Origin of the sequence: Aeribacillus sp. FSL K6-3256 (assembly GCF_037965805.1) — a bacterium.
GTDB lineage: Bacteria > Bacillota > Bacilli > Bacillales > Aeribacillaceae > Aeribacillus > Aeribacillus composti.
Window position 1 is genome coordinate 2,507,530 of the sequence record NZ_CP150188.1, and the last position, 20,516, is coordinate 2,528,045.

Annotated in this window: 22 protein-coding genes and 1 riboswitch; of the genes, 3 read left to right on the plus strand and 19 right to left on the minus strand. The window is 40.0% G+C overall.

Annotated features, from left to right (window positions below; translation table 11 throughout):
* Positions 1–8: 8 nt before the first annotated feature.
* The 13 genes from accB to NSQ84_RS12085 form a co-directional block, all read right to left on the minus strand.
* Positions 9–500, minus strand: coding sequence for an acetyl-CoA carboxylase biotin carboxyl carrier protein (gene accB / locus NSQ84_RS12025; RefSeq protein ID WP_063388122.1), 492 nt, complete (start codon positions 498–500; stop codon positions 9–11).
* Between the two features lie 185 nt (positions 501–685).
* On the minus strand, positions 686–1,306 hold the full coding sequence (locus NSQ84_RS12030; protein ID WP_066247608.1) for a SpoIIIAH-like family protein: 621 nt from the start codon (positions 1,304–1,306) through the stop codon (positions 686–688).
* Between the two features lie 15 nt (positions 1,307–1,321).
* On the minus strand, positions 1,322–1,957 hold the full coding sequence (gene spoIIIAG, locus NSQ84_RS12035; protein WP_339211937.1) for a stage III sporulation protein AG: 636 nt from the start codon (positions 1,955–1,957) through the stop codon (positions 1,322–1,324).
* Positions 1,950–2,567, minus strand: a complete 618-nt coding sequence (spoIIIAF, locus tag NSQ84_RS12040; RefSeq protein WP_327873848.1) for a stage III sporulation protein AF — start codon at positions 2,565–2,567, stop codon at positions 1,950–1,952. Before spoIIIAF ends, spoIIIAG begins: the two co-directional genes overlap by 8 nt.
* Positions 2,568–2,579: 12 nt before the next feature.
* Positions 2,580–3,728, minus strand: coding sequence for a stage III sporulation protein AE (spoIIIAE, locus tag NSQ84_RS12045; RefSeq protein WP_339212784.1), 1,149 nt, complete (start codon positions 3,726–3,728; stop codon positions 2,580–2,582).
* 82 nt (positions 3,729–3,810) lie between these two features.
* Positions 3,811–4,209: a stage III sporulation protein AD gene (gene spoIIIAD, locus NSQ84_RS12050; protein ID WP_094246193.1), complete on the minus strand. Its 399-nt coding sequence runs from the start codon at positions 4,207–4,209 to the stop codon at positions 3,811–3,813.
* Positions 4,210–4,215: 6 nt separating this feature from the next.
* On the minus strand, positions 4,216–4,422 hold the full coding sequence (gene spoIIIAC, locus NSQ84_RS12055; RefSeq protein ID WP_063388118.1) for a stage III sporulation protein AC: 207 nt from the start codon (positions 4,420–4,422) through the stop codon (positions 4,216–4,218).
* A 27-nt stretch (positions 4,423–4,449) separates the two neighbouring features.
* Positions 4,450–4,962: a stage III sporulation protein SpoIIIAB gene (gene spoIIIAB / locus NSQ84_RS12060; protein WP_066247606.1), complete on the minus strand. Its 513-nt coding sequence runs from the start codon at positions 4,960–4,962 to the stop codon at positions 4,450–4,452.
* Positions 4,963–4,964: 2 nt separating this feature from the next.
* Complete coding sequence (spoIIIAA, locus tag NSQ84_RS12065) at positions 4,965–5,882, minus strand: stage III sporulation protein AA (RefSeq protein ID WP_327873846.1); 918 nt, start codon at positions 5,880–5,882, stop codon at positions 4,965–4,967.
* Positions 5,883–6,363: 481 nt separating this feature from the next.
* Positions 6,364–6,921 carry an elongation factor P gene (gene efp / locus NSQ84_RS12070; protein WP_063388115.1) on the minus strand — a complete coding sequence of 186 codons (558 nt, stop codon included), beginning with the start codon at positions 6,919–6,921 and terminating at the stop codon, positions 6,364–6,366.
* 50 nt (positions 6,922–6,971) lie between these two features.
* Positions 6,972–8,033, minus strand: coding sequence for a Xaa-Pro peptidase family protein (locus tag NSQ84_RS12075; RefSeq protein WP_094246194.1), 1,062 nt, complete (start codon positions 8,031–8,033; stop codon positions 6,972–6,974).
* On the minus strand, positions 8,023–8,475 hold the full coding sequence (aroQ, locus tag NSQ84_RS12080; protein ID WP_063388113.1) for a type II 3-dehydroquinate dehydratase: 453 nt from the start codon (positions 8,473–8,475) through the stop codon (positions 8,023–8,025). Before aroQ ends, NSQ84_RS12075 begins: the two co-directional genes overlap by 11 nt.
* Positions 8,476–8,615: 140 nt before the next feature.
* A complete protein-coding gene (locus NSQ84_RS12085) occupies positions 8,616–9,110 on the minus strand; it encodes a YqhR family membrane protein (protein WP_063388112.1) in 495 nt (164 codons plus the stop codon).
* Between the two features lie 243 nt (positions 9,111–9,353).
* On the opposite strand from NSQ84_RS12085, the gene NSQ84_RS12090 reads away from it, so the two are divergent.
* Positions 9,354–10,292 (plus strand): DUF1385 domain-containing protein, encoded by a 939-nt coding sequence (locus NSQ84_RS12090; protein WP_327873844.1) that lies wholly within the window; start codon positions 9,354–9,356, stop codon positions 10,290–10,292.
* Positions 10,293–10,349: 57 nt separating this feature from the next.
* The gene (locus NSQ84_RS12095; protein ID WP_066247602.1) at positions 10,350–10,721 is read left to right on the plus strand and encodes an SA1362 family protein; all 372 of its coding nucleotides are present in this window, start codon (positions 10,350–10,352) and stop codon (positions 10,719–10,721) included.
* On the opposite strand, the gene NSQ84_RS12100 is transcribed toward NSQ84_RS12095, so the two are convergent.
* The 3 genes from NSQ84_RS12100 to NSQ84_RS12110 all read right to left on the minus strand — a co-directional run bounded on the left by NSQ84_RS12100 (position 10,718) and on the right by NSQ84_RS12110 (position 15,426).
* A complete protein-coding gene (locus NSQ84_RS12100) occupies positions 10,718–11,596 on the minus strand; it encodes a patatin-like phospholipase family protein (RefSeq protein ID WP_066247600.1) in 879 nt (292 codons plus the stop codon). The two genes, NSQ84_RS12095 and NSQ84_RS12100, sit on opposite strands and share 4 nt — an antisense overlap.
* A 108-nt stretch (positions 11,597–11,704) precedes the next feature.
* Positions 11,705–14,266, minus strand: coding sequence for a vitamin B12-dependent ribonucleotide reductase (locus NSQ84_RS12105; RefSeq protein ID WP_063388108.1), 2,562 nt, complete (start codon positions 14,264–14,266; stop codon positions 11,705–11,707).
* A 323-nt stretch (positions 14,267–14,589) separates the two neighbouring features.
* Positions 14,590–15,426: a biotin/lipoate A/B protein ligase family protein gene (locus NSQ84_RS12110; protein ID WP_063388107.1), complete on the minus strand. Its 837-nt coding sequence runs from the start codon at positions 15,424–15,426 to the stop codon at positions 14,590–14,592.
* 193 nt (positions 15,427–15,619) lie between these two features.
* On the opposite strand from NSQ84_RS12110, the gene NSQ84_RS12115 reads away from it, so the two are divergent.
* Complete coding sequence (locus tag NSQ84_RS12115; RefSeq protein WP_063388106.1) at positions 15,620–15,994, plus strand: rhodanese-like domain-containing protein; 375 nt, start codon at positions 15,620–15,622, stop codon at positions 15,992–15,994.
* Positions 15,995–16,034: 40 nt separating this feature from the next.
* On the opposite strand, the gene gcvPB is transcribed toward NSQ84_RS12115, so the two are convergent.
* The 3 genes from gcvPB to gcvT are packed head-to-tail and all read right to left on the minus strand — an operon-like array spanning position 16,035 to position 19,963.
* Complete coding sequence (gene gcvPB, locus NSQ84_RS12120) at positions 16,035–17,495, minus strand: aminomethyl-transferring glycine dehydrogenase subunit GcvPB (RefSeq protein WP_130156377.1); 1,461 nt, start codon at positions 17,493–17,495, stop codon at positions 16,035–16,037.
* The gene (gcvPA, locus tag NSQ84_RS12125; protein WP_327873843.1) at positions 17,486–18,829 is read right to left on the minus strand and encodes an aminomethyl-transferring glycine dehydrogenase subunit GcvPA; all 1,344 of its coding nucleotides are present in this window, start codon (positions 18,827–18,829) and stop codon (positions 17,486–17,488) included. Before gcvPA ends, gcvPB begins: the two co-directional genes overlap by 10 nt.
* A gap of 18 nt (positions 18,830–18,847) precedes the next feature.
* The gene (gcvT, locus tag NSQ84_RS12130; protein ID WP_327863171.1) at positions 18,848–19,963 is read right to left on the minus strand and encodes a glycine cleavage system aminomethyltransferase GcvT; all 1,116 of its coding nucleotides are present in this window, start codon (positions 19,961–19,963) and stop codon (positions 18,848–18,850) included.
* Positions 19,964–20,176: 213 nt separating this feature from the next.
* A riboswitch (glycine riboswitch) is annotated at positions 20,177–20,264 on the minus strand.
* Positions 20,265–20,516: the final 252 nt, after the last annotated feature.

Sequence of the window (20,516 nt, forward strand, 5' to 3'; positions counted from 1 at the left end):
TCTTTCCCTCACTCTGGTTTTACAAGGAATAATGGTTGTCCGTATTCAACAAGCTGACCGTTCTCAACTAAAATGTCGACAATTTCGCCTTTTACTTCCGCTTCAATCTCATTAAATAATTTCATTGCCTCTACAATGCAAACAACGGTATTCTCTTTTACTTTTGATCCTATTGTAACATAAGGATCTGCATCTGGGTTTGGAGCAGCATAAAATGTGCCGACCATCGGCGAAGTAATTTTATGTAAATTTTCTGTTTTCTGCTCGCTTTCTTCTTTCGGCAAATGCACCTCTTTTTTCGGCTGTTCTAAAGATTCAGCAGCTGGCTGCTTTGGCAAAGCTTGAATTTCAGATGCATTGTTATAGACAACATGCTGACCAGCCCGAGCCGCAGTTTTTTTTAATTGGACCTTTGCCCCTTCGCTTTCATATGTAAATTCATCAATGGATGAATCATCGATCAATTTGATGATTTCCTTTATTTCCTTAAAATTTAACATGAAAAAACACTCCTTAAAATGAATTCCAATTTGCTAGATATTATCATCAAGTATTAAAAGTAACTATCATTTATGATACGATAACTTTTTGCTAAAATTCAATAACTATTAAAAATATGAGCAAACAATTCAAAGCAGCTTTTTCTTCACATGAAAAAATCCCCGATTTTTTTCGGGGAGTCATGTTACTTTGCTATTTCAAATGTTACGGCAACATCCTGCATGGACTGGATTTCATCCTTCACCAATTGAATCAGTTCGTTTGCTTGCTGCGGGGAGTGTTCTTTCGCTTTTACGGTAATTCTCACCTTGTCTCCATCAGCGCGAACTAATGCATCCTCGTAGCCTTTTGTTTTGATAAGTGTTTCTAATACCTTCTCTTTCTCTGACAGCTTGGATAATTCGCGCATCTCCTCATATGCATTGTTTTTTTCCTCAGATGAGACATCATTGGACCCAATAATTGTCTCCAGCTCCTGCTTGCGTTCACTTCTTTCATCTTCCACTTCCATTCTCAGCGCAGTAAATAAATCATCGTCCGTTATTGTGGAGACTACCGATCCATCTTCTGAGCTGGACTGCTTGCTCGATTGTTCTTTTTCTTGCTGCTTCGCATCAGTTTTTTGTTGCTCTGTTTGTTCTTTATTATTGTCATTTCCGCTTTCTTTTTCATTCGAATTCGTCTCTGTATCCGTCAACACCACATCAGGGGAAGATCCTCCTTCAGGAGATGTAATGTAATAAACGGACAGCACAACAACTAAACTTAACATGGTTAATAACCAAACAGTTTGTTTTTTTAACATGTCAAGCATCCTCCTTTACTTTTTTGGCAATACGGCTACTCTATGACTATCGACATCAAGCACCCTTGTAACTGCATCGGTGATCATTTTTTTTATTTGAACGTTTTCAGCACCTTTTGCTACTACTAACACCCCGCGTATTTTCGGCTTTTCGGTTTTTACAACGATGGGCGATTCTTGATCCCCTTTTCGAATGATTACCACTTGTTCGTCAACAGATTTATCTTCCACCTGCCGCTTTCCACCTTCACGGTCCGTCTCATCTGTCGTTTGGTTTTGAATCGAGCGATTTTTTTCCAACACACTTTCAGATGAAGAGTCAACATTGACAATAACTTCTACCTCACCTACGCCTGAAATGGACTGAAGCGCTCCTTTTAGCTCATTTGCATACTGCTGTTCATAACGTTCAATTGTTCCTTTTTCACTTGTTGTTTGTTTAAATACGGGCTCAACATCCTCTTCTTCTGCAGCGGTGTTTATCGTTTCTACTGTTTTGCTTTCGCCGGATAAAAAACTGCCGATCAGCATAAAAGCGATTCCAAGCGTCAAAAGTATAAGCATGAATGGATAGGTGGCTGATTTTTTGAGCATATCTCGTCCGGGAAGAAGAGAGGCTAGTCGCTGCAAAAAATTTTTCCTATCATTCACTTAGGCCGCCTCCTTCCATTTCAATCGAAATTTTTTCTTTCGATACTCCCCATGTTTTTGCAAGCTGGGCAATTATTTCGTTTTCATTTGCGAGCATTTTTTTGTCTTCTTCGTTCATGTTGATTTCAACCGGTTTAACCGTTTCAACCGTGTGGGGAAGATCTTTTTCTTCCACGAAAACTGTAACTTGCTTTAAATCGTTTTCTGATTCAATCTTCTCTTTTGTTTCATCAACCGAAAGATGAATTTTTTGAACCTTTAAACCATAGTTTTCTACCAGCTCCTCTTCCGCTAAATTTTTCATTTGGACAGCCATTTGTTCTAAAATATATGCACGGTTGTTAGCTTGTATTTCATTTTTCTTAAATTCTATTGATTTTTTTATTGAATCTTCTTTTGCTTCCGAGTTCAGCAGCTCCTCGGATAACAAGTTCGGAAAATCATAGGAAAATATTTTTAAAATCGGCGTAAGAATGACAGACACTAATAATAAACTAACAACGACTTTTACATATTTTTGCATTGCGGATCTCGGCAGCAGCATATCTAAAATAATGGCAATAAAAATAAATAATATGATATTTGTGACCCATTCGGTGATGAATGACATATACCACCACTCCTATCGAACCATCATGGTGACATTGCTCGCTGCGATAATAACTGTAATGCTTAAAAAAAACATGAACGATACAAGGATCAGTGCCGCTAGTATATAGATGATGCTCTTGGAGATGATGTCTAAACAGGAGATAATCTCTCCCGGCCCTAAAGGCTGCAAAACGGCAGCGGCAAATTTATAGATGAAGGCAATCGCCAGTACTTTTATTGCCGGAAAAATGGTGATCAAAAAGAGAATGGCAACACCAATGACGCCAATTGTGTTTTTTAACAGCATCGATGCGCTGAAGAGCGTATCAGCCGCTTCCGTAAACATTTTTCCAAGCACAGGTATAAAGTTTCCCGTTATAAACTTTGTCGTCCGCAAGGCGATCCCGTCTGTCACAGCTGCCGTCGCCCCCTGGACAGAAATCACTCCTAAAAAAATGGTTAAGAAAATGCCTAAAAGCCAGATGCTAATGCTTCTGAACAGCTGAGCAAGCTGAGTAACTTTATATTGATCCGTCATCGTGCTGATTAAAAATAACAAAGAAGACAAAAACAGCAGTGGGAGAACAATTTTTTCAATCAACAAACCGCTTCCGTTCATCAAGAAAATGGTAATGGGGTGAAAAAATGCAGCCGAAGCAACTCCTCCAGATGACGCCATTAAAGCTATTAACATCGGAATTAAGGCTAGAAGAAAGCTTGTCATCCCGTTAATCGCATTCGTTGCATAGGAAATGGCTACGTGAAAACTGTTTAAAGCTAAAATGACAAGCACCATATAAACAATGGAGTAAGCAACTTTGCTTACATTTTTTTCTTCAAAAGCGTTTTGTAAATGCTGGAGAAGAACGCTAAATATCGTTAAAATGATAATGGTTCCAAGAAGCTTTCCGTTTGCCAAGATTTCATGTAAAAGAAATTTCAAAATGCCAACGGCCCACTCTTTTATAGAAAATTGTTTTTCACCTTTAATAAAATCCATCAAACTTCCCTTCTGGCTTTCCGGAAGAAGTCCTCCGTATGTCGTCATAATGTCATTCCAAAAATTTTTAATTTCCTCAATCCCAAGCTCGTCCATTTGTTCTGCCATATATTCTTGTTGAATCGCTTCTTCTTTTGGAGGATCTGCCGATGAATTTTGCTCTTGAGAGGCTTGTACCATGTTTGGCACAGCGAAAGCAAAAAACGCCAAAAAAAGGATGCCGCGAAAAAATGATGACTGAATCCCCATCACCCCCTTAAACTTATATATTTGGGAGAAGCTTAATCATCGTTTGTATAATCACCGTCATGATCGGAATTGCCATAGATAAGATTAAAATTTTCCCTGCCAATTCAATTTTGGATGCAATGGAGCCTTGTCCGGCATCTTTCGTAATTTGCGCACCAAATTCAGCAATATAGGCAATTCCGATGATTTTTAAAATGGTTTCGACATAAATCAAATCAATGCTTGCTTCATTCGCAATTCTTTCGACCATTCGAATCAATTCATAAATTTGATCCACTAAAAAAAGAAAAATGGAGACACCGGTAAAGACGATTAATAGAAAGGCAAAGGTCGGCTTTTGTTCTTTTATGACAAGAGCGAGCAAAGTTGCAATCAATCCTAGCCCGACAATTTGAAAAATTTCAATCTCCAAAACCTCCTATCCTTGAAAAAGAAAAACCGCTTTAATTTTTTGGAACAAATCGTTGACAATGGAAGCAACCATAAAAAGTATGTAAATAAATCCCAACAATGTAACCCATTGGGCGTACTCTTTCTTCCCCATTTGATCTAAAATGGTATGAAGAAACGCAACGATTATTCCGATTCCAGCGATTTGGAAAATTGTGTTGACGTCAACACCCATGTCCCTTTCTCCTCCCAGCTTATATCGCTACATCAAAAGAATGATAATGAGCAATCCCGCTAAAAATCCTAAGCTTTTCGTCATTTTTCCGTAATGCTCTTGATTAAACAGCGCTTCTTTTTCTTCTTTTTCCAAATGAGCCATTGTCAATTTAATATGCTTTTGCTGGCTGATTAAATCATGCTGCCCCAATGTTTCTCCAAATTGCTTTAAAACTTCCAATTCCCCTTCCTTCAGCGATGTATAAGGCCATATTTCAAGCAGACTGCTTTCCCATGCGCTTTTCACATCCATGTCGCCTTGCGATAATTTCTCAGAAAATAATGTAAATAGATTAGAAAGCGGAGGGGCTGCCTGTTTGGCAATATGAAGCGATGCATCCTGCAATGGTGTGTGGCCGTACATGATCTCAGCTTCCAAGCTTTGCAAAGAAACCTTTAATTGCCGCAATTGTCTTGTCCGCTCTGTCAATCGTTTAGCCGAATCAAACCCAATCCATGTTGTTGCTAATAAGATGAATAAAGACCCTAGCAATTTCATCGCTATTTCACACCTGCTTTATACACAATCTCTTTTTCTTTTTTTCCAAATATACGGGAAACCGTCCCTGGAGTACCTTTTTTCTCCAATTCCATGTATCGGTCAAAAATGCCTAATTGAATAAGTTCTCTTAAGGTCGGACGGTGCAGCAAATCTTCAAAGCATTCGCCATGAGCGCTCACAAACAGCTGAACACCGCTGTTCACAGCTTCCATTAATGCATCGGTATCTTCCTTACGCCCTATTTCATCAGCAATAATGATGTCAGGGCTCATAGAACGGATCAACATCATCATCCCTTCTGCTTTCGGGCATCCGTCCAATACATCAATGCGAAGACCAAAAGTAAATTGCGGAATTCCTTTTACACTGCCGGCTATTTCTGATCTTTCATCCACAATGCCGACCTTTTGAGGCGGGATCGTTTTAACCCCAGTACTTATGATCCGGGCAAAATCGCGCAGCAGAGTCGTTTTTCCTGATTGGGGAGGTCCAAAAATAAGCGTATTTAACCATTTTTTTTCATATACATAAGGAATATATTGCTCAGCTAGGCCTATTTTCTCCCTTGCTATCCGGATATTAAAAGATGTAACGTGCCGTATGGCTTTGACATTGCCGTTTTCTGTAATCACTTTTCCAGCAAGGCCGATCCGGTGCCCTCCTCCAATCGTAATAAAACCTCTCTTTAATTCTTCCTCCAGTGTGTAAATCGAATATTGGCTGATCTTGTTTAAAATCATCATCCCGTCTTCTTTTGTCGCCTCGTAGTGAAGAAAGTGCGGTTTGCCGAAAACGATGATTTCAATCGGCTTGTACAAACGTATGCGAATTTCTTCCATCTGTTCAAAAAAAGAAGAAGGAAGCTGCTTTAATTCATTTGCAATTGTTTCGGGAAAAATTGAGATGATTTCTTTCAATCTTCCTTCCCCCTTTAATACCTTATTTATTTTCAATGTATGCAAGCTTGGCCACTTTATGACTACCGTTTCTCTTATTCCTTTTTTTGCATTTATCATTTCAATAGAATTTGATAGAATTTTCTGATTTTAACAGTTATAATGGAGTTAGGGGGTGGTGAGTGAATGTTGGTTCAAATTTATGATGGACTTGTATGGCTTCTTGCGGCTTTTATTTATATTGTTATACCTTTTGCCGTTTTCAGTGAATTGAGGAAAAAGAAAAAAGCGTGGATGGATCATTAAAGGTGGACAAGCTGTAATTGAATCCTGTTCAAAAAAAGGCCAGGTTGGAAAGCTTGTGTATTCTGGTCTTTTATAAACGATTGCGAAAATAGCTATAAAATCTTTCTTTTCAAAAAAATAACCCACAGAAATCAGTTATGAATTCTGCGGGTCTTTTCGTTTTCTTTGACTTTTTTCATTATTTTTTTAAGAATAATTACGCACGGGAAACATAAGAACCATCAGAAGTATTGACGATAATAACGTCCCCTTCATTAACGAAAAACGGCACTTGCACGACAAGCCCTGTTTCAAGCGTAGCCGGTTTAGAGCCGCCTGATGCAGTGTCCCCTTTAATGCCAGGTTCTGTTTCCGTAACAGTTAATTCAACCGTGTTCGGAAGCTCAATTCCGATTGTTTCGCCTTGATACATCATGATGTATACTTCCATATTTTCTTTCAAAAACTTCAACTCATATTCAATTTGTTTTGAAGTAAGCTCAATTTGTTCATACGATTCTGTGTCCATGAAAACGTGCTGATCGCCATTTGCATACAAATATTGCATTTTCCGGGTGTCAATTTGAGCACGTGCTACTTTTTCGCCAGCCCGAAACGTTTTTTCTTGGATGGCACCTGTCCGAAGGTTGCGCAATTTTGAACGAACGAACGCCGCCCCTTTACCAGGCTTTACATGCTGGAATTCAAGAACGCGCCAAATCCCCCCATCGACTTCAATCGTTAAACCTGTACGAAAATCATTTACAGAAATCATATTTGGTCCTCCTATTACATTTTCTTTAACAACATTGATTGGGGCACTCGCTAGAGAATGATGAGCTCTTTCTTCGAATGAGTCAACACTTCATTTCCGTGCTCAGTGATCAAAATATCATCCTCAATTCTTACCCCGCCTTTTCCTGGAAGGTATATACCAGGTTCAACCGTGACCACCATGCCTGGCTGAAGAACGGTATCAGAGCGAGCTGATAGTGTCGGTCCTTCATGGATTTCAAGTCCGATTCCATGTCCAGTTGAATGACCGAAATATTCCCCGTACCCTTTATCCTCAATGTAGGTACGTGTGACAGCATCCGCTTCCCTTCCAGTCATTCCAGACTTGATTTCGCGCACGCCTTTCTTTTGTGCTTCAAGCACGATGTTATAAATTTCTTTCATTTCATCTCCAGGATCTCCAACAGCAATTGTCCGCGTCATATCTGAACAGTATCCTTTATAATAGGCGCCAAAGTCAAACGTTACAAGCTCTCCCTTTTCAATTGGTTTTTCACTTGCTACACCATGGGGAAGGGCTGACCGATAGCCTGACGCGACAATCGTATCGAAAGATGAGGAAGCTGCTCCTTTTTTTCGCATAAAAAATTCGAGCTCATTCGCTAGTTCAATCTCTCTCACACCTGGACGGATCATATGTAAAATGTGTGTAAAGGCAGCATCAACGATTTCAGCGGCTTCCTTTAATATCTTAATCTCTTCATCAGTCTTTATCAAGCGCAACTTTTCCACAATATTTGAGACAGGAACGAATTCAATCCCTTTTAAAACATCCTTGTACGATGTGTATGTTGAATAAGAAAGATGATCCTGCTCAAACCCGAGCGTTTTGATCCCCATTTTCTTCGCCTGCGCAGCGACTTCTTCAAAAATCGATCCTGAATGCTGCACGATTCTAAAATGCTTTACTTGTTTTTTTGACTGTTCTACATACCGGAAATCGGTAATAAAGCATGCATCCTCTTTTGCCACCAGTGCGACCCCGGCCGTACCTGTAAATCCCGTCAAATAGCGGCGGTTATATTCGTTTGTAATGAGCATGCCGTCAATATTTAACTGTTCCATTTGTGAACGAACTTTTTCAAGCTTCATGTGTTTCCTCCCTGATCAAATGTAGTAAAGATAAAGCTGCCAATTGATAGCCGTAAAACCCTAAGCCAATTATTTGCCCTTGTGTCACCGGCGCTGTGACAGAATGATGCCGGAACGGTTCCCGTTGATTTGTATTGGAGATATGGACTTCAATTACCGGTTTTGAAATGCTGGCAATTGCATCCCGTATCGCATAGCTGTAATGAGTAAAAGCTCCTGGATTTAAAATCACTCCATCAAATTGTTGATCGGCTTCATAAAGCTTATCGATAATCTCTCCTTCATGATTCGATTGAAAAAAAGAAAATTGAACTTGTTTTTTTTCACCGAGAGATTTCAATTCATTTTCCAAATCTGCCAATGTTTTTTTTCCGTAAATATGCGGCTCCCTCACGCCTAAATAATTTAAATTCGGGCCATTGATCACAAGTATTCTCTCCATCGATTACACCTTTCTATCATGTATTAAAAAAGAATGTCCAGTATTATGAACATTCTACCATAAGATTCTTGATCTCTCATCATTTAGTTTATGATTGGATCTTGTGATCCTGACACAGTTCTATAATCTCATCATTTAGTTTATGATTGACGCTCCCCATATTCGTAGGAAATGGAATACCCGACAAAAACGCCAAACAGCACATACAAGCAGATGGAGGTGACAATGGTATTTGTACCAAGCCGACCGAGCGGATCGATTTTTAGAAATGCCGGTCCCAGCCAGCAAAAAACAACGGCCCACAGCGCGACTCCGAAAACAATGCCTCCCCATATTGACCGAACTTTTTTGAACAGAACATAATATAAAAATGCAGTAAGTATAGAAATGATGCCTATGAAGGCAGCTCCCGCAAAATGCCCAGCGACTCCGTTCTTCCAATTATCAAAGGCAAATAACATGAGAGCTCGATTTGGCCCGATTTTCGTAAAGTTCAACACATACGCTAAATATCCTATCAAACTCCATAATACTCCGCCAGTAAAACCAATGACAACAATTTTCAGAAAAAAGGATCGGAATGGTTCTTTTTTCTTTTCCTTACCAGTAGAATTCTTTTTTTCGCTGTTAAGCATCCGTCCACCTCCCTTTTTTAATATGTCCACTTTTCTTTTCTTGATGAATTTTTCATGAAAAGTTTATTTTTTGTATAAAAAAATTTATTTCATTCATACTAAATAATGATAAAGTTTTTCACGCCGCCCTATTGGAAAAAAGACACATCCAACCTAGAGGTTTCATCTAATTTTTTGTAGAATAGTAATAAATAAAACTTTTCAATAGCTTTTTTATTATATAGATAGGCAGGTTGGTGCGTCATGAAAAACGAAAAGACTATGTATGGCGGGCAAGCGGTAATTGAAGGAGTTATGTTTGGAGGGAAGCATCATTTCGTCACAGCGATCAGGAGAAAAGACAATTCAATTGATTTTTTTCAATTGCCGCGAAAAAAACATCCTATATTATCCCGCTTCAAAAAAATTCCTTTTATTCGCGGAATTGCCGCCATTATTGAAGCAAGCGCAAACGGCTCCAAACATTTAAGCTATTCTTCAGATCGATACGATGTTGATCCAGCCGATGATGAAAAATTATTGTCAGAAGAAAAAAAAGAGTCGAAGCTTTCACTCATTTTAGGAGCTGCTGCTGTCGGAGTGCTGTCATTTTTGCTTGGCAAATTTATCTTTACTTTAATTCCAGTGTTTATCGCAGAATGGTTCAGGCCGATCATCTCATCGGATGTGGGGCAAATTTTGCTCGAAGGCTTTTTTAAGCTTTTGCTGTTGCTTGCTTATATTTATTTCATCTCGATGACTCCTTTAGTAAAGCGTGTTTTTCAATACCATGGGGCTGAGCATAAAGTGATTAACGCCTATGAAAACGGGCTCGCTTTAACTGTTGAAAATGTACAAAAACAATCAAGACTTCATTATCGATGCGGTTCCAGTTTCATTTTGTTTACGGTTATTGTTGGAGTATTTGTGTATCTGCTCGTTCCGACAGACCCGCTTTGGCTTCGCGTTGTTGACCGAATCGCTCTTATACCGGTTGTTCTCGGCATTTCATTTGAAGTATTGCAGATTACAAATAAGCTGCGGCATAAGCCTGTTTTAAAATATCTTGGTTATCCAGGACTATGGCTTCAGCTGCTGACGACAAAAGAACCTACAGACGATCAAGTGGAAGTAGCGATTGCAAGCTTTCAAAAGCTGCTTTTATTGGAAGAAGAGACGGAAAAAATGGAGCGTATTGGTTGATTTGATAAACGAGAGCTTTTCTTTTTCTTGAAAACGACTGATGGAGGTGGCCTTTAGATGAACCGTTTTCCCGTCCATCCCGTATTCGCCGTTATCGCTACTTTAGGAGGTTTAGGGCTTATTTATATGCTCTTTTTCAATCCAAAGACTTTTTTCAAATTGTTTATTTGGGCGGTTGTCATCGGGATCATCATCCTCATTTATCGCTTAGTGATGAAAAAACGTACAAATAATGAGTATTCACAGTTTTTAAAAGCTGCGAAAAGATCGAAAAAAAGATTTAAAGATAAAAAGATACATTATGCTCAAAAGCACGTACTCCACAAAAAAAACAAAACGGCTATCTCTGCTAAAAGGCGGAGAGAAAACAATCATTTGACAGTCATCGAAGGTAAAAAAGGAAAAAAGAAAAATAGAGCTCTTTTCTAATAGGACCACTTTTTTAAAAAGGTTTCCGTTTTTTCTTTGCCGAGCTGAATTAATTCCTGTTTCTTCTCATTCGTAATTTTAAATTCCGTCGTTAAAATATTTTCAACCGGAATAAAAACGATGCTGCGTTCATGCCTTGTGGCAATATGCCTTGCATCGTGCGCTTCCTTCATCGTTTCAAATAACGCGTGAAACATTGATAAAGCGTTTTTTATTTCATTTCTTGGCCTTTCCTCTATATGCGCGCTAAGCTGAAAACCGAGGATCGGTCTTTTTTTTATTTTTCCATCAAAAAGCCAAATCGGGAAATTGCTGAGCACTCCTCCATCGACAACAATACTGACGCCATCCTTCGTCCATAGTTTGACAGGTTCAAAAAAATACGGGAGGCATGAGCTCATTCTGACTGCCTTTGCAACAGAAAATCTATTAGGATTGATTCCATATTTGCTTAAATCGTCCGGCAATACAACAATTTTTCCGTTCGTAAGGTCGGAGGCAATCACACGAAGCTTTCCTTTCGGCAAATCTGCAAATGTTGAAACTCCTTTTGCTTTTAATTTTTCTTCCATCCATTCTTCTAAAAATTGTCCTTTATATAGTCCCATCCGCCAATAAACACTGATCCATTTCATGAGCATAAATGACATAATTCCTTTTCTTTTATCTAAAAACTTTCGCAGCTCTAAGCTGTCCATCAAAGAAAGGATTTCATCACTTTTGTAGCCGGCTGCAATGAGAGCGGCAATGATCGAACCGGCGCTCGTGCCAGCAACCCTGGCGAATTCAAATCCTTTTTCCTCCAAGGCCTTGTATGCTCCAATAAAAGCGAAGCCTTTGATCCCTCCACCAGAAAAAACACCGTCAATTTTCAAAGCATTCCCTCCTTACTATTCCGTTACTACATTTTAAGAAGGGAAAACGATGTTTAGAAGTTTGTTTTCAATAAAAGAATAAAGCAGCAGAACAAGTCTGCCGCTTTATTATAATCCACATTTCAATTGGGCACCGCATTTTGTACAAGTATTGCAGCCGCCGATTTCTTGAACCTTTCCTTCCCGGCAAACAGGACATGTATTGCCAACTTCGTTGCCATATGTGACATCAGTTGAGCGCAAATCTTGAACAGTGTTCATTAACACAACTTTACCTTCATTTTCTTTCGTCGATTCCGGAATGTCGTCATTCAATACATTTTCTTCCGCTTTTAATGTCAGGACTTGGGTATCACGGCTTCCGTCTACATAAACAGTTCCGCCTTTTGCTCCGCCCTTCCATAGGCGCTCATATACTTTTTGCACTTGATCAACTGTATAGCCTTTCGGTGCATTTACTGTTTTGGAAAGGCTTGAATCGACCCATCGTTGAATGATGCATTGCACATCGGCATGAGCTTCAGGCGACAAGTCCATCGCTGACACAAACCAATGCGGTAAATGATTCGGGTCAGCTTCCGGATGTTCATTTAAATATTCTTGAACGATATCCGCTTTTACTTCAATAAATTTGCCAAGACGCCCGCTTCGGTAGTATGAGAAGGAGAAATATGGCTCAAGACCTGTAGAAACGCCAACCATAGTGCCAGTTGATCCTGTCGGTGCTACCGTCAGCAAATGCGAGTTGCGAATACCATATTTTAAAATGTTTTCGCGAATATCTTCCGGCATTTTTTTCATATATCCTGTATTAATGAAGGCTTGTCTTAATTTTTGCGTCTCTTCCTCCGTTTCGCCGACTAGGAACGGGAAGCTGCCTTTTTCTTTTGCCAGTTCTATTGATGCCCGGTATGCGGTCGTTGCAATTACCTTAAACACTTCATCAACAAGCTTGTTGCCGTCCTCTGCTCCATATTCTTTTTCGCAGTAGATAAGCAAGTCCGCCAAACCCATAACGCCTAAGCCGATGCGCCGTTCACCCAGCGCTTGCTTTTTGTTTTCTTCGAGAAAATAAGGCGTAGCATCAATGACATTATCTTGCATTCTGACGCCGATTTCCACAGTTCGTTTGAGCTTTTCATAGTCAACAGCTTTCTTTTCCTTGTCGACCATCTTCGCCAAGTTTACTGCTGCTAAGTTGCAGACGGAATATGGTGCAAGAGGCTGTTCACCGCACGGATTTGTTGCAACAACCTTTTGACCGTATGCTCTTGCGTTCGTCATATCATTGGCATTGTCAATGAAGAAAATACCTGGCTCCGCTGAATAGGTTGCACAAATGTTAATCAGCTTCCAAAGCTCTCTTGCGCGAATTTTGCGGTACACGCGCACGCGATGCCCCATTTTCTCCCATTCGCGCACATCGCCAACTTTATGCCATTCTTCATTGTAAATCTTCATTTCTTCATCATTGTAGCTTTCCACATCTGGGAAGCGAAGCTCATACTCCCGATCTTCTTCCACTGCTTCCATAAACTCTTTCGTCAAGCAGACAGAAATGTTAGCGCCTGTTAAAAATTCCGGATTATGAACAGTATATGTTCCTCCGACTCGAAGCTTTAATTCCGCCTCTCTAATAACAGCGTCTGAAAAGCCTCCTTTGCCCGGAACATTTTTAAAGTTGACAATTCCTTGATACATGTCGCGCTCTTGCTGTGTAAGAGGAACAAATTTGAGCTTGTCTTCAGCCGCCTTCTTAATTCCTTCATCATTTGTATTTTCAATTAAGTAGCGCAAAATGCGCGGGTTTTGCATTTTGGAAACGATAAATTCAATGATGTCAGGATGCCAGTCGGCCAGCATAATCATTTGGGCTCCTCGCCGTGAGCCACCTTGTTCAACAAGATGGGTTAATTTTGCAATGTCATCCAGCCACGACACAGATCCTGATGATTTGCCGTTTACACCTCGGGCTAATGTGTTTCTTGGTCTCAATGTTGAACCGTTCGTGCCGACACCGCCTCCGCGGCTCATAATTTCCATTACTTGTTTGCGGTGTTCAGAGATCCCTTCACGGGAATCTTTTACAAAGGGCATGACATAGCAGTTAAAATACGTCACTTCGGTTCCTGCTCCTGCGCCGTAAAGAACCCGGCCAGCCGGAATAAAATGCAGATTGACGAGCTCTTGATAAAATTTTTCAAACCATTCTTTTCTTTTTTCTTCTGTTTTTTCAACAGCAGCAAGACCTGTTGCATTTCTTTTGGCAATTTGTTCATAAAAAATTTCAAGCGGTTTTTCGATGACATCTAAAGAGCGAACGATGATTCCCGTCTCCCGTTCTTCAGGCTTTTCAAGAGTATGACGAAACTCTTCTTCGACCTGAACCTTTGCCTTTTTATTTTCCCAATCAATTTCTTTAATGTAGCCTAGCCCTCTTGCAGGAAATTTTGGATCTTCCTTGATCGTCAGCACTACAAAATCGCCTTCAGATAGCGTAATTTTTTCAGTGTCTTTAAATGAATACCTGTCCAGCATTACAAGGCGCGAAACACCTTTGTGCGTGATTTTCATATCTTCCGTAATCGGATGCACCTGCGGGAAAAGGCTGATATCTTTATTCAGCTTCTCCACATCAATTTTCATTTTCTCATTCAGCGCCACTGTCATATTCACAACTCCCTTAAAAATATCGTACTTGATATACGTTACCACATTTAGATGATATTATCAACGAAAAAATAACAATATATTGTGCTAAAGAACATTTGTTTGCTCTATATATTGTATGATATACGCTACATTATGAAAATGTCAAATGTAAAACTAACCAAAAAAAGAAGCAAGGAAAAGAAATTTAATGATCTTAGAATCATTCCGGCGGTATTTGAAGAAATTTGTCAGTTGCAGTTTTTGAAAACACATCGGCACCTTGATTTACAAGCAACGATCCATTTCATTTTGATCATACAAAAAACGGCATGTTCGCCGCTTCATCTTCTAAAATTCCATTCTTCTGTTTCATATTTCTCTTTAGCCAGTTTTTTCACATACTCTTCTTGTTCGCTAGACAATTGATACGGTCTCAGCTCAATATCAAGCCCGTATTCAAACCCTTTTTTAAAGGCGCTCCATGCCTCTTCCATTGTGACGGGAGTTTCTCTAAGGTCGTTGATCGCCACCGCTTTATTTTTAAAGTTTTTCTCTAATCTTTCCCTGACTCGCTCATTAGGATATTTAAACAAGTCGAACAGCAGCTTTTCATCTAAATCTAGCAATATCGAGCCGTGCTGCAGGATAACGCCTTTCTGGCGAGTTTGGGCACTCCCGGCAACTTTTCTTCCTTCAACTACCAGCTCATACCAAGACGGTGCATCAAAGCATACAGATGACCGCGGATTTTTCAAATGCTGTTTTTCTTCATCCGTTCTTGGAATTGCAAAATGAGCGTCTAAGCCTAACAAGCGAAATCCATGCAAAATTCCTTCCGAAATTACACGATAAGCCTCTGTCACGGTTTTGGGCATTCGCGGATGATCTTCGGATACGATGACGCTATATGTAAGCTCCTTGTCATGCAGCACGCCCCTTCCGCCTGTTGGTCTTCGTACAAAGCCAAGGCCGTGCCGTCTTACAGCATCCATATCAATTTCTTTTTCAACCTTTTGAAAATAGCCGATGGATAATGTCGGCGGATTCCATCCGTAAAAACGAATCGTCGGAGCGATTTTTCCTTCACTGTGCCAGTCCAATAAAGCTTCATCAAGAGCCATATTGTAAAAAGGGGATGAAAAGCCAGAATCAATATAATTCCATATTTCTTTTCCCATATCGCAACCCTCTTTATTTTATATTTGCTTTTTTAGTCTATCAAATGAAGAGGATATTGTTAAATAAAACGCCCGAAAAGAAATGACATTTCCATTCTTGTTTTATATAATAAATGTTGTCCAACATTCGTATGTATGTTCACATGAACTTCAAACAAATAAATTCAAACAAATAAAAAGGAGTCGAACAAGCGTGGAATGGTCATTGCTCATTCTTGCAGCTATTATCATTTATTTTTTGGCCACATTTTTATATCAAAAAAAGATTATGAAAGGATTAACGGAGGAAGAATTTAAAGCCGGCTATCGGAAAGCGCAGCTCATCGATGTGCGGGAGCCGAATGAATTTGAAGGTGGCCACATTTTAGGAGCAAGAAATATTCCCCTTTCCCAATTGAGACAGCGCTATAAAGAAATCCGCCCAGACAAACCGGTTTATTTATATTGCCAGTCAAGTGCAAGAAGCGGGCGAGCCGCACAAATGCTGAAGAAAAAAGGCTATCAGGAGCTCTATTATTTAAAGGGCGGCTTTAAAAAGTGGACTGGAAAAATTAAAAAAGGGAAATAAAATCAAGTATAAAAGATAAGGATTCGCAAAACGCGAATCCTTACTTTTTTTCATATTTTAATATCGGATTTCTTGCTGCGAGTGTTTCATCGAGCCTTTTGACGACTGTTGTATGAGGAGCTTCTTGAACGATTTCCGGTTCTTCCTCCGCTTCTTTAGCAATTTGAATCATCGCTTCGATAAAGGCATCCAATGTTTCCTTCGATTCCGTTTCAGTCGGTTCAATCATCATGCATTCTTCAACATTGAGCGGAAAATAAATTGTCGGCGGATGATACCCGAAATCGAGAAGCCTTTTTGCAATATCAAGCGCACGGACACCGAGCTTCTTTTGCCGTTTCGCAGATAAGACAAATTCGTGTTTACAAATGCGGTCATACGGCATTTCGTAATAAGGCGCTAATTTTTTCAGCATATAATTCGCATTTAATACCGCATTTTCAGAAACCGCCTTTAAACCGTCCGGACCCATGGAGCGGATATATGTGTATGCCCGCACATTGATTCCAAAATTTCCATAAAATGATTTTACTCGTCCGATCGATTGCGGCCTGTCTTCGTCGAAACGAAATCCATTTTCATCCTTGACGAGCACAGGCTTCGGCAAAAAAGGAATTAACTCTTTTTTCACACCGACAGGTCCTGAACCGGGACCCCCTCCCCCGTGGGGGCCTGTAAACGTTTTATGAAGATTTAAATGAACGACATCAAAGCCCATATCCCCTGGTCTCGCTTTGCCTAAAATTGCATTTAAATTCGCTCCGTCATAATACAATTTTCCTCCAACTGAATGAACAATCTCCGCCATCTCTACAATATGCTCTTCAAACAAACCGAGCGTATTTGGGTTTGTTAACATAAGAGCAGCTGTATTTTCTCCTACCACTCTCTTTAAGTCGTCTAAGTCGACAAGTCCGTTTTGATCAGATCGCACCGTGACAGTTTCAAAACCGGCAACGGTCGCTGAAGCAGGATTTGTTCCATGGGCTGAATCAGGTACAATCACTTGTGTTCGATGTTTTTCTCCATTTGCCTCATGGTAGGCGCGAATCATCATGAGCCCCGTCCACTCTCCGTGCGCCCCTGCAGACGGCTGCAATGTAACAGCATCCATACCTGTAATTTCTTTTAAATGTTCTGATAAATCATACATTAATTCCATTGCTCCTTGAACCGTCGCTTCATCCTGTAATGGATGAATATAAGAAAAGCCAGTTAATCTTGCCACATTTTCATTTATTTTCGGATTATATTTCATTGTACAGGAACCAAGCGGATAAAAACCGGAATCCACACCGTGGTTCCGCTTCGACAAAGCAGTATAATGGCGCATAATGTCAAGTTCTGATACTTCCGGCAGCTCGGCATCTTCTGTCCGCAAATAGTCACTAGGAATCAGCTGATCAATATTTTCCTCCGGTACGTCTAAATCAGGCAGGCTGTATCCGATCCGTCCCGGTTTTGATATTTCAAAAATTAACGGTTGATCCTTCATTGCCATCCCTCCAACTCGTTCACAAATAAATCGATTTCTTCTTTCGAACGAAGCTCTGTTACCGCTACAAGCATATGTTTTTCAAGTTCCGGATACGTTCTGCCAAGGTCGTAGCCGCCGATGATTCCCTTTTCGAGCAGCTTTTTATTGGTCAAAGAAACTGGTTTGGACAGCTTCACGACAAACTCATTAAATATTGGACCTTGAAACGGAATGGAAAAACCTTTCTTCTCAAACATCTTTTTCGCATAGTTTGCTTTTTGGATATTTTGATAAGCCATTTCTTTTACACCTGTTTTTCCAAGAGCAGTCATGGCAACAGAAGAGGCAAGAGCATTTAACGCTTGGTTGGAGCAAATGTTTGATGTAGCTTTATCCCTTCTGATATGCTGCTCCCTTGCCTGCAGAGTGAGAACAAAGCCTCGTTTCCCCTCTTCATCTACTGTTTGACCGACGAGTCGCCCAGGAATTTTTCTCATCAGCTCTTTTTTTACGGCGAAATATCCACAAGTTGGACCGCCAAAAGACATTGGAATTCCAAACGGTTGAACATCGCCTACTACGATATCCGCACCAAATGAACCGGGCGGTGAAAGCACACCTAAAGCAAGAGGATTGCTTGAAACGATCAATAAGCTTTTCTCGGAATGGGAGATCTCTTCGATTTGGTGAAGCGGTTCAAGTTGGCCGAAAAAATTTGGATGCTGTACAATGACTGATGCTACTTCGGCGTTCATCATTTCTTTTAATGCCTCTACATCGGTCACTCCGTTTCGGTAAGGGATTTCCACTACCTCAACGTTTTGTCCTTTTGCATAAGTTTTTAGCACATCTCTCGTTTCAGGATGCACCGTTTGCGAAACGAGCACCTTTTTCTTTTTTGTTTGATCTGCAGCTAATAATGCAGCTTCTGCTAAAGCTGTCCCTCCGTCGTACATCGACGAGTTGGCGACATCCATTCCTGTCAATTCACAAATCATTGTTTGAAATTCGAATATTGCTTGGAGCTCGCCTTGAGAAATTTCTGGCTGGTATGGCGTATAAGCCGTATAAAACTCTGATCGGGAAATGACATGATCGACAATTGCCGGAATATAATGGTCATACACTCCAGCTCCCAAAAAGGAAACGTTTGTTTTTACATCCTTATTTTTGGCAGCAAGTTGAGATAGCTCGCGAAACAGCTCGGTTTCCGGTTTCGCAGCCTTTATGTTGTATTTTCCTTTAAACCGTACACTTTCTGGAATGTCGGCAAACAGGTCATCGATCGATTCGACTCCGATCGCCTCCAACATCTCTTTTCGATCAGTTTCTGTCATCGGTAAATAGCGATGCTTCATCGAAAGCTTCTCCTTTCTTTATTTTCCATTTTTTGTTGGTCGTTTATAAAATGGAGTTGGTACTACTCTTGCTTTTAATCGTTTTGTCCGAACTTCCACCTCGATTTCATTCCCGATCTCCGAAAATTCTTTCTTGACGAGAGCGATCCCGATGCTTTTATTCAAAGTAGGAGAGTGCGTCCCTGATGTAACAACTCCAATTTGTTGATTTCCAGAAAACAATTTATAGCCTGAACGGGGAATGCCTTTTTCGATCATTTCCAAGCCGACCGCCAGCCTCGATACCCCTTGTTCTTTTTGTATTTGCAATACATCTTTTCCGATAAAATTCTCTTTTTTCGTAAGCTTCACTGCAAATCCGACTCCTGCTTCTATCGGAGTAATGTCTTCCGAAAGATCTTGACCGTACAACGGCAAAGCTGCTTCCAGCCGCAACGTATCACGAGCGCCCAATCCGCATGGAACAACTTTTTCTTTATCTCCTGCTTGCAAAATCTTCTCCCATAAATAAACGGCGTCCTCACTTTGGCAATAGATTTCAAAGCCGTCTTCCCCGGTATAACCAGTTCGGGCAATGAGCGCTTTTTTACCTGCGATCTCAGCACTTTCAATAAATTCAAAAAATTTCAACTCAGATAAGTATACGTCTGTTAAAGTTTGCAGCACCTTTTCCGCTTTCTGGCCTTGCAATGCAAGGAGAGCACAGCTTTCAGAAATATTTTGCAATTCAACATCTCCGTGTTTTTGAGACATGAGCCATTGAAAATCTTTTTGAATATTCGCTGCATTGACTACTAAAAGATATTTTTCCTCGTTTAGCCGATAAACGATTAAATCGTCTACACAGCCTCCATCTTCATAACACATAATTGTGTATTGAGCCTTTCCATCCCGAAGCTTTGAAACATCATTAGTTAATACCTTTTGCAAAAACTGAAGACTGTCTTTCCCTTTTACAATGATTTCTCCCATATGAGAAACATCAAATAGACCTGCATTGGTGCGGACAGCGTAATGCTCCTCTTTAATGGAAGTAAATTGCACAGGCAATTCCCATCCTCCAAAATTGATCGTCTTTGCTCGATATTGTTTATACACTTCAAAAAGAGGAGTGCGTTTTAATTCATTCATCATTTCCCCTCCTGATCTATTTTTTGCATCTAATTTCTCTCAAAATTTTTCAGCTTAAAAAGCAGAAAAAAGGACAGAAAACGGCCTAGTATCGTCTTGTCTATTCCGATCGACAAGATTTTGCTACACCGTCTCTGTCCTTGCACCTGAAAGTTTACCTTAAAAAGGCTTTCCCCTTTGGTGGTTTGCACAATATGCAAACACTCTCCAGAGCTGCGTCAAACAAGAGTCTTTTTGCCTGAGAGATTCACATATGCTTGCTCCTTCGGCGCCTCACAAAGGAGGTCTCTCCCCTTGCTCTCATCCGCACATATTTTCTTGTAAATTGTGAAAAAATAACAAATGACATATTCGACAAAAAGGAAAAAGATGAGTAGAAAACAAAAGAAAAAGACTTCAAACGTATTTTAATGGTATCATCTTTAAACGGTTTCAGCAATACCTTTCCCAAATAATTTTAAAAAAATCATTGTTAATTGTTCGTGTTTATAAAAATTTATAATCAAAAAACGGGACGGTTTTTGAATTAGCGATAAAAAAAATGAACATTTCACTT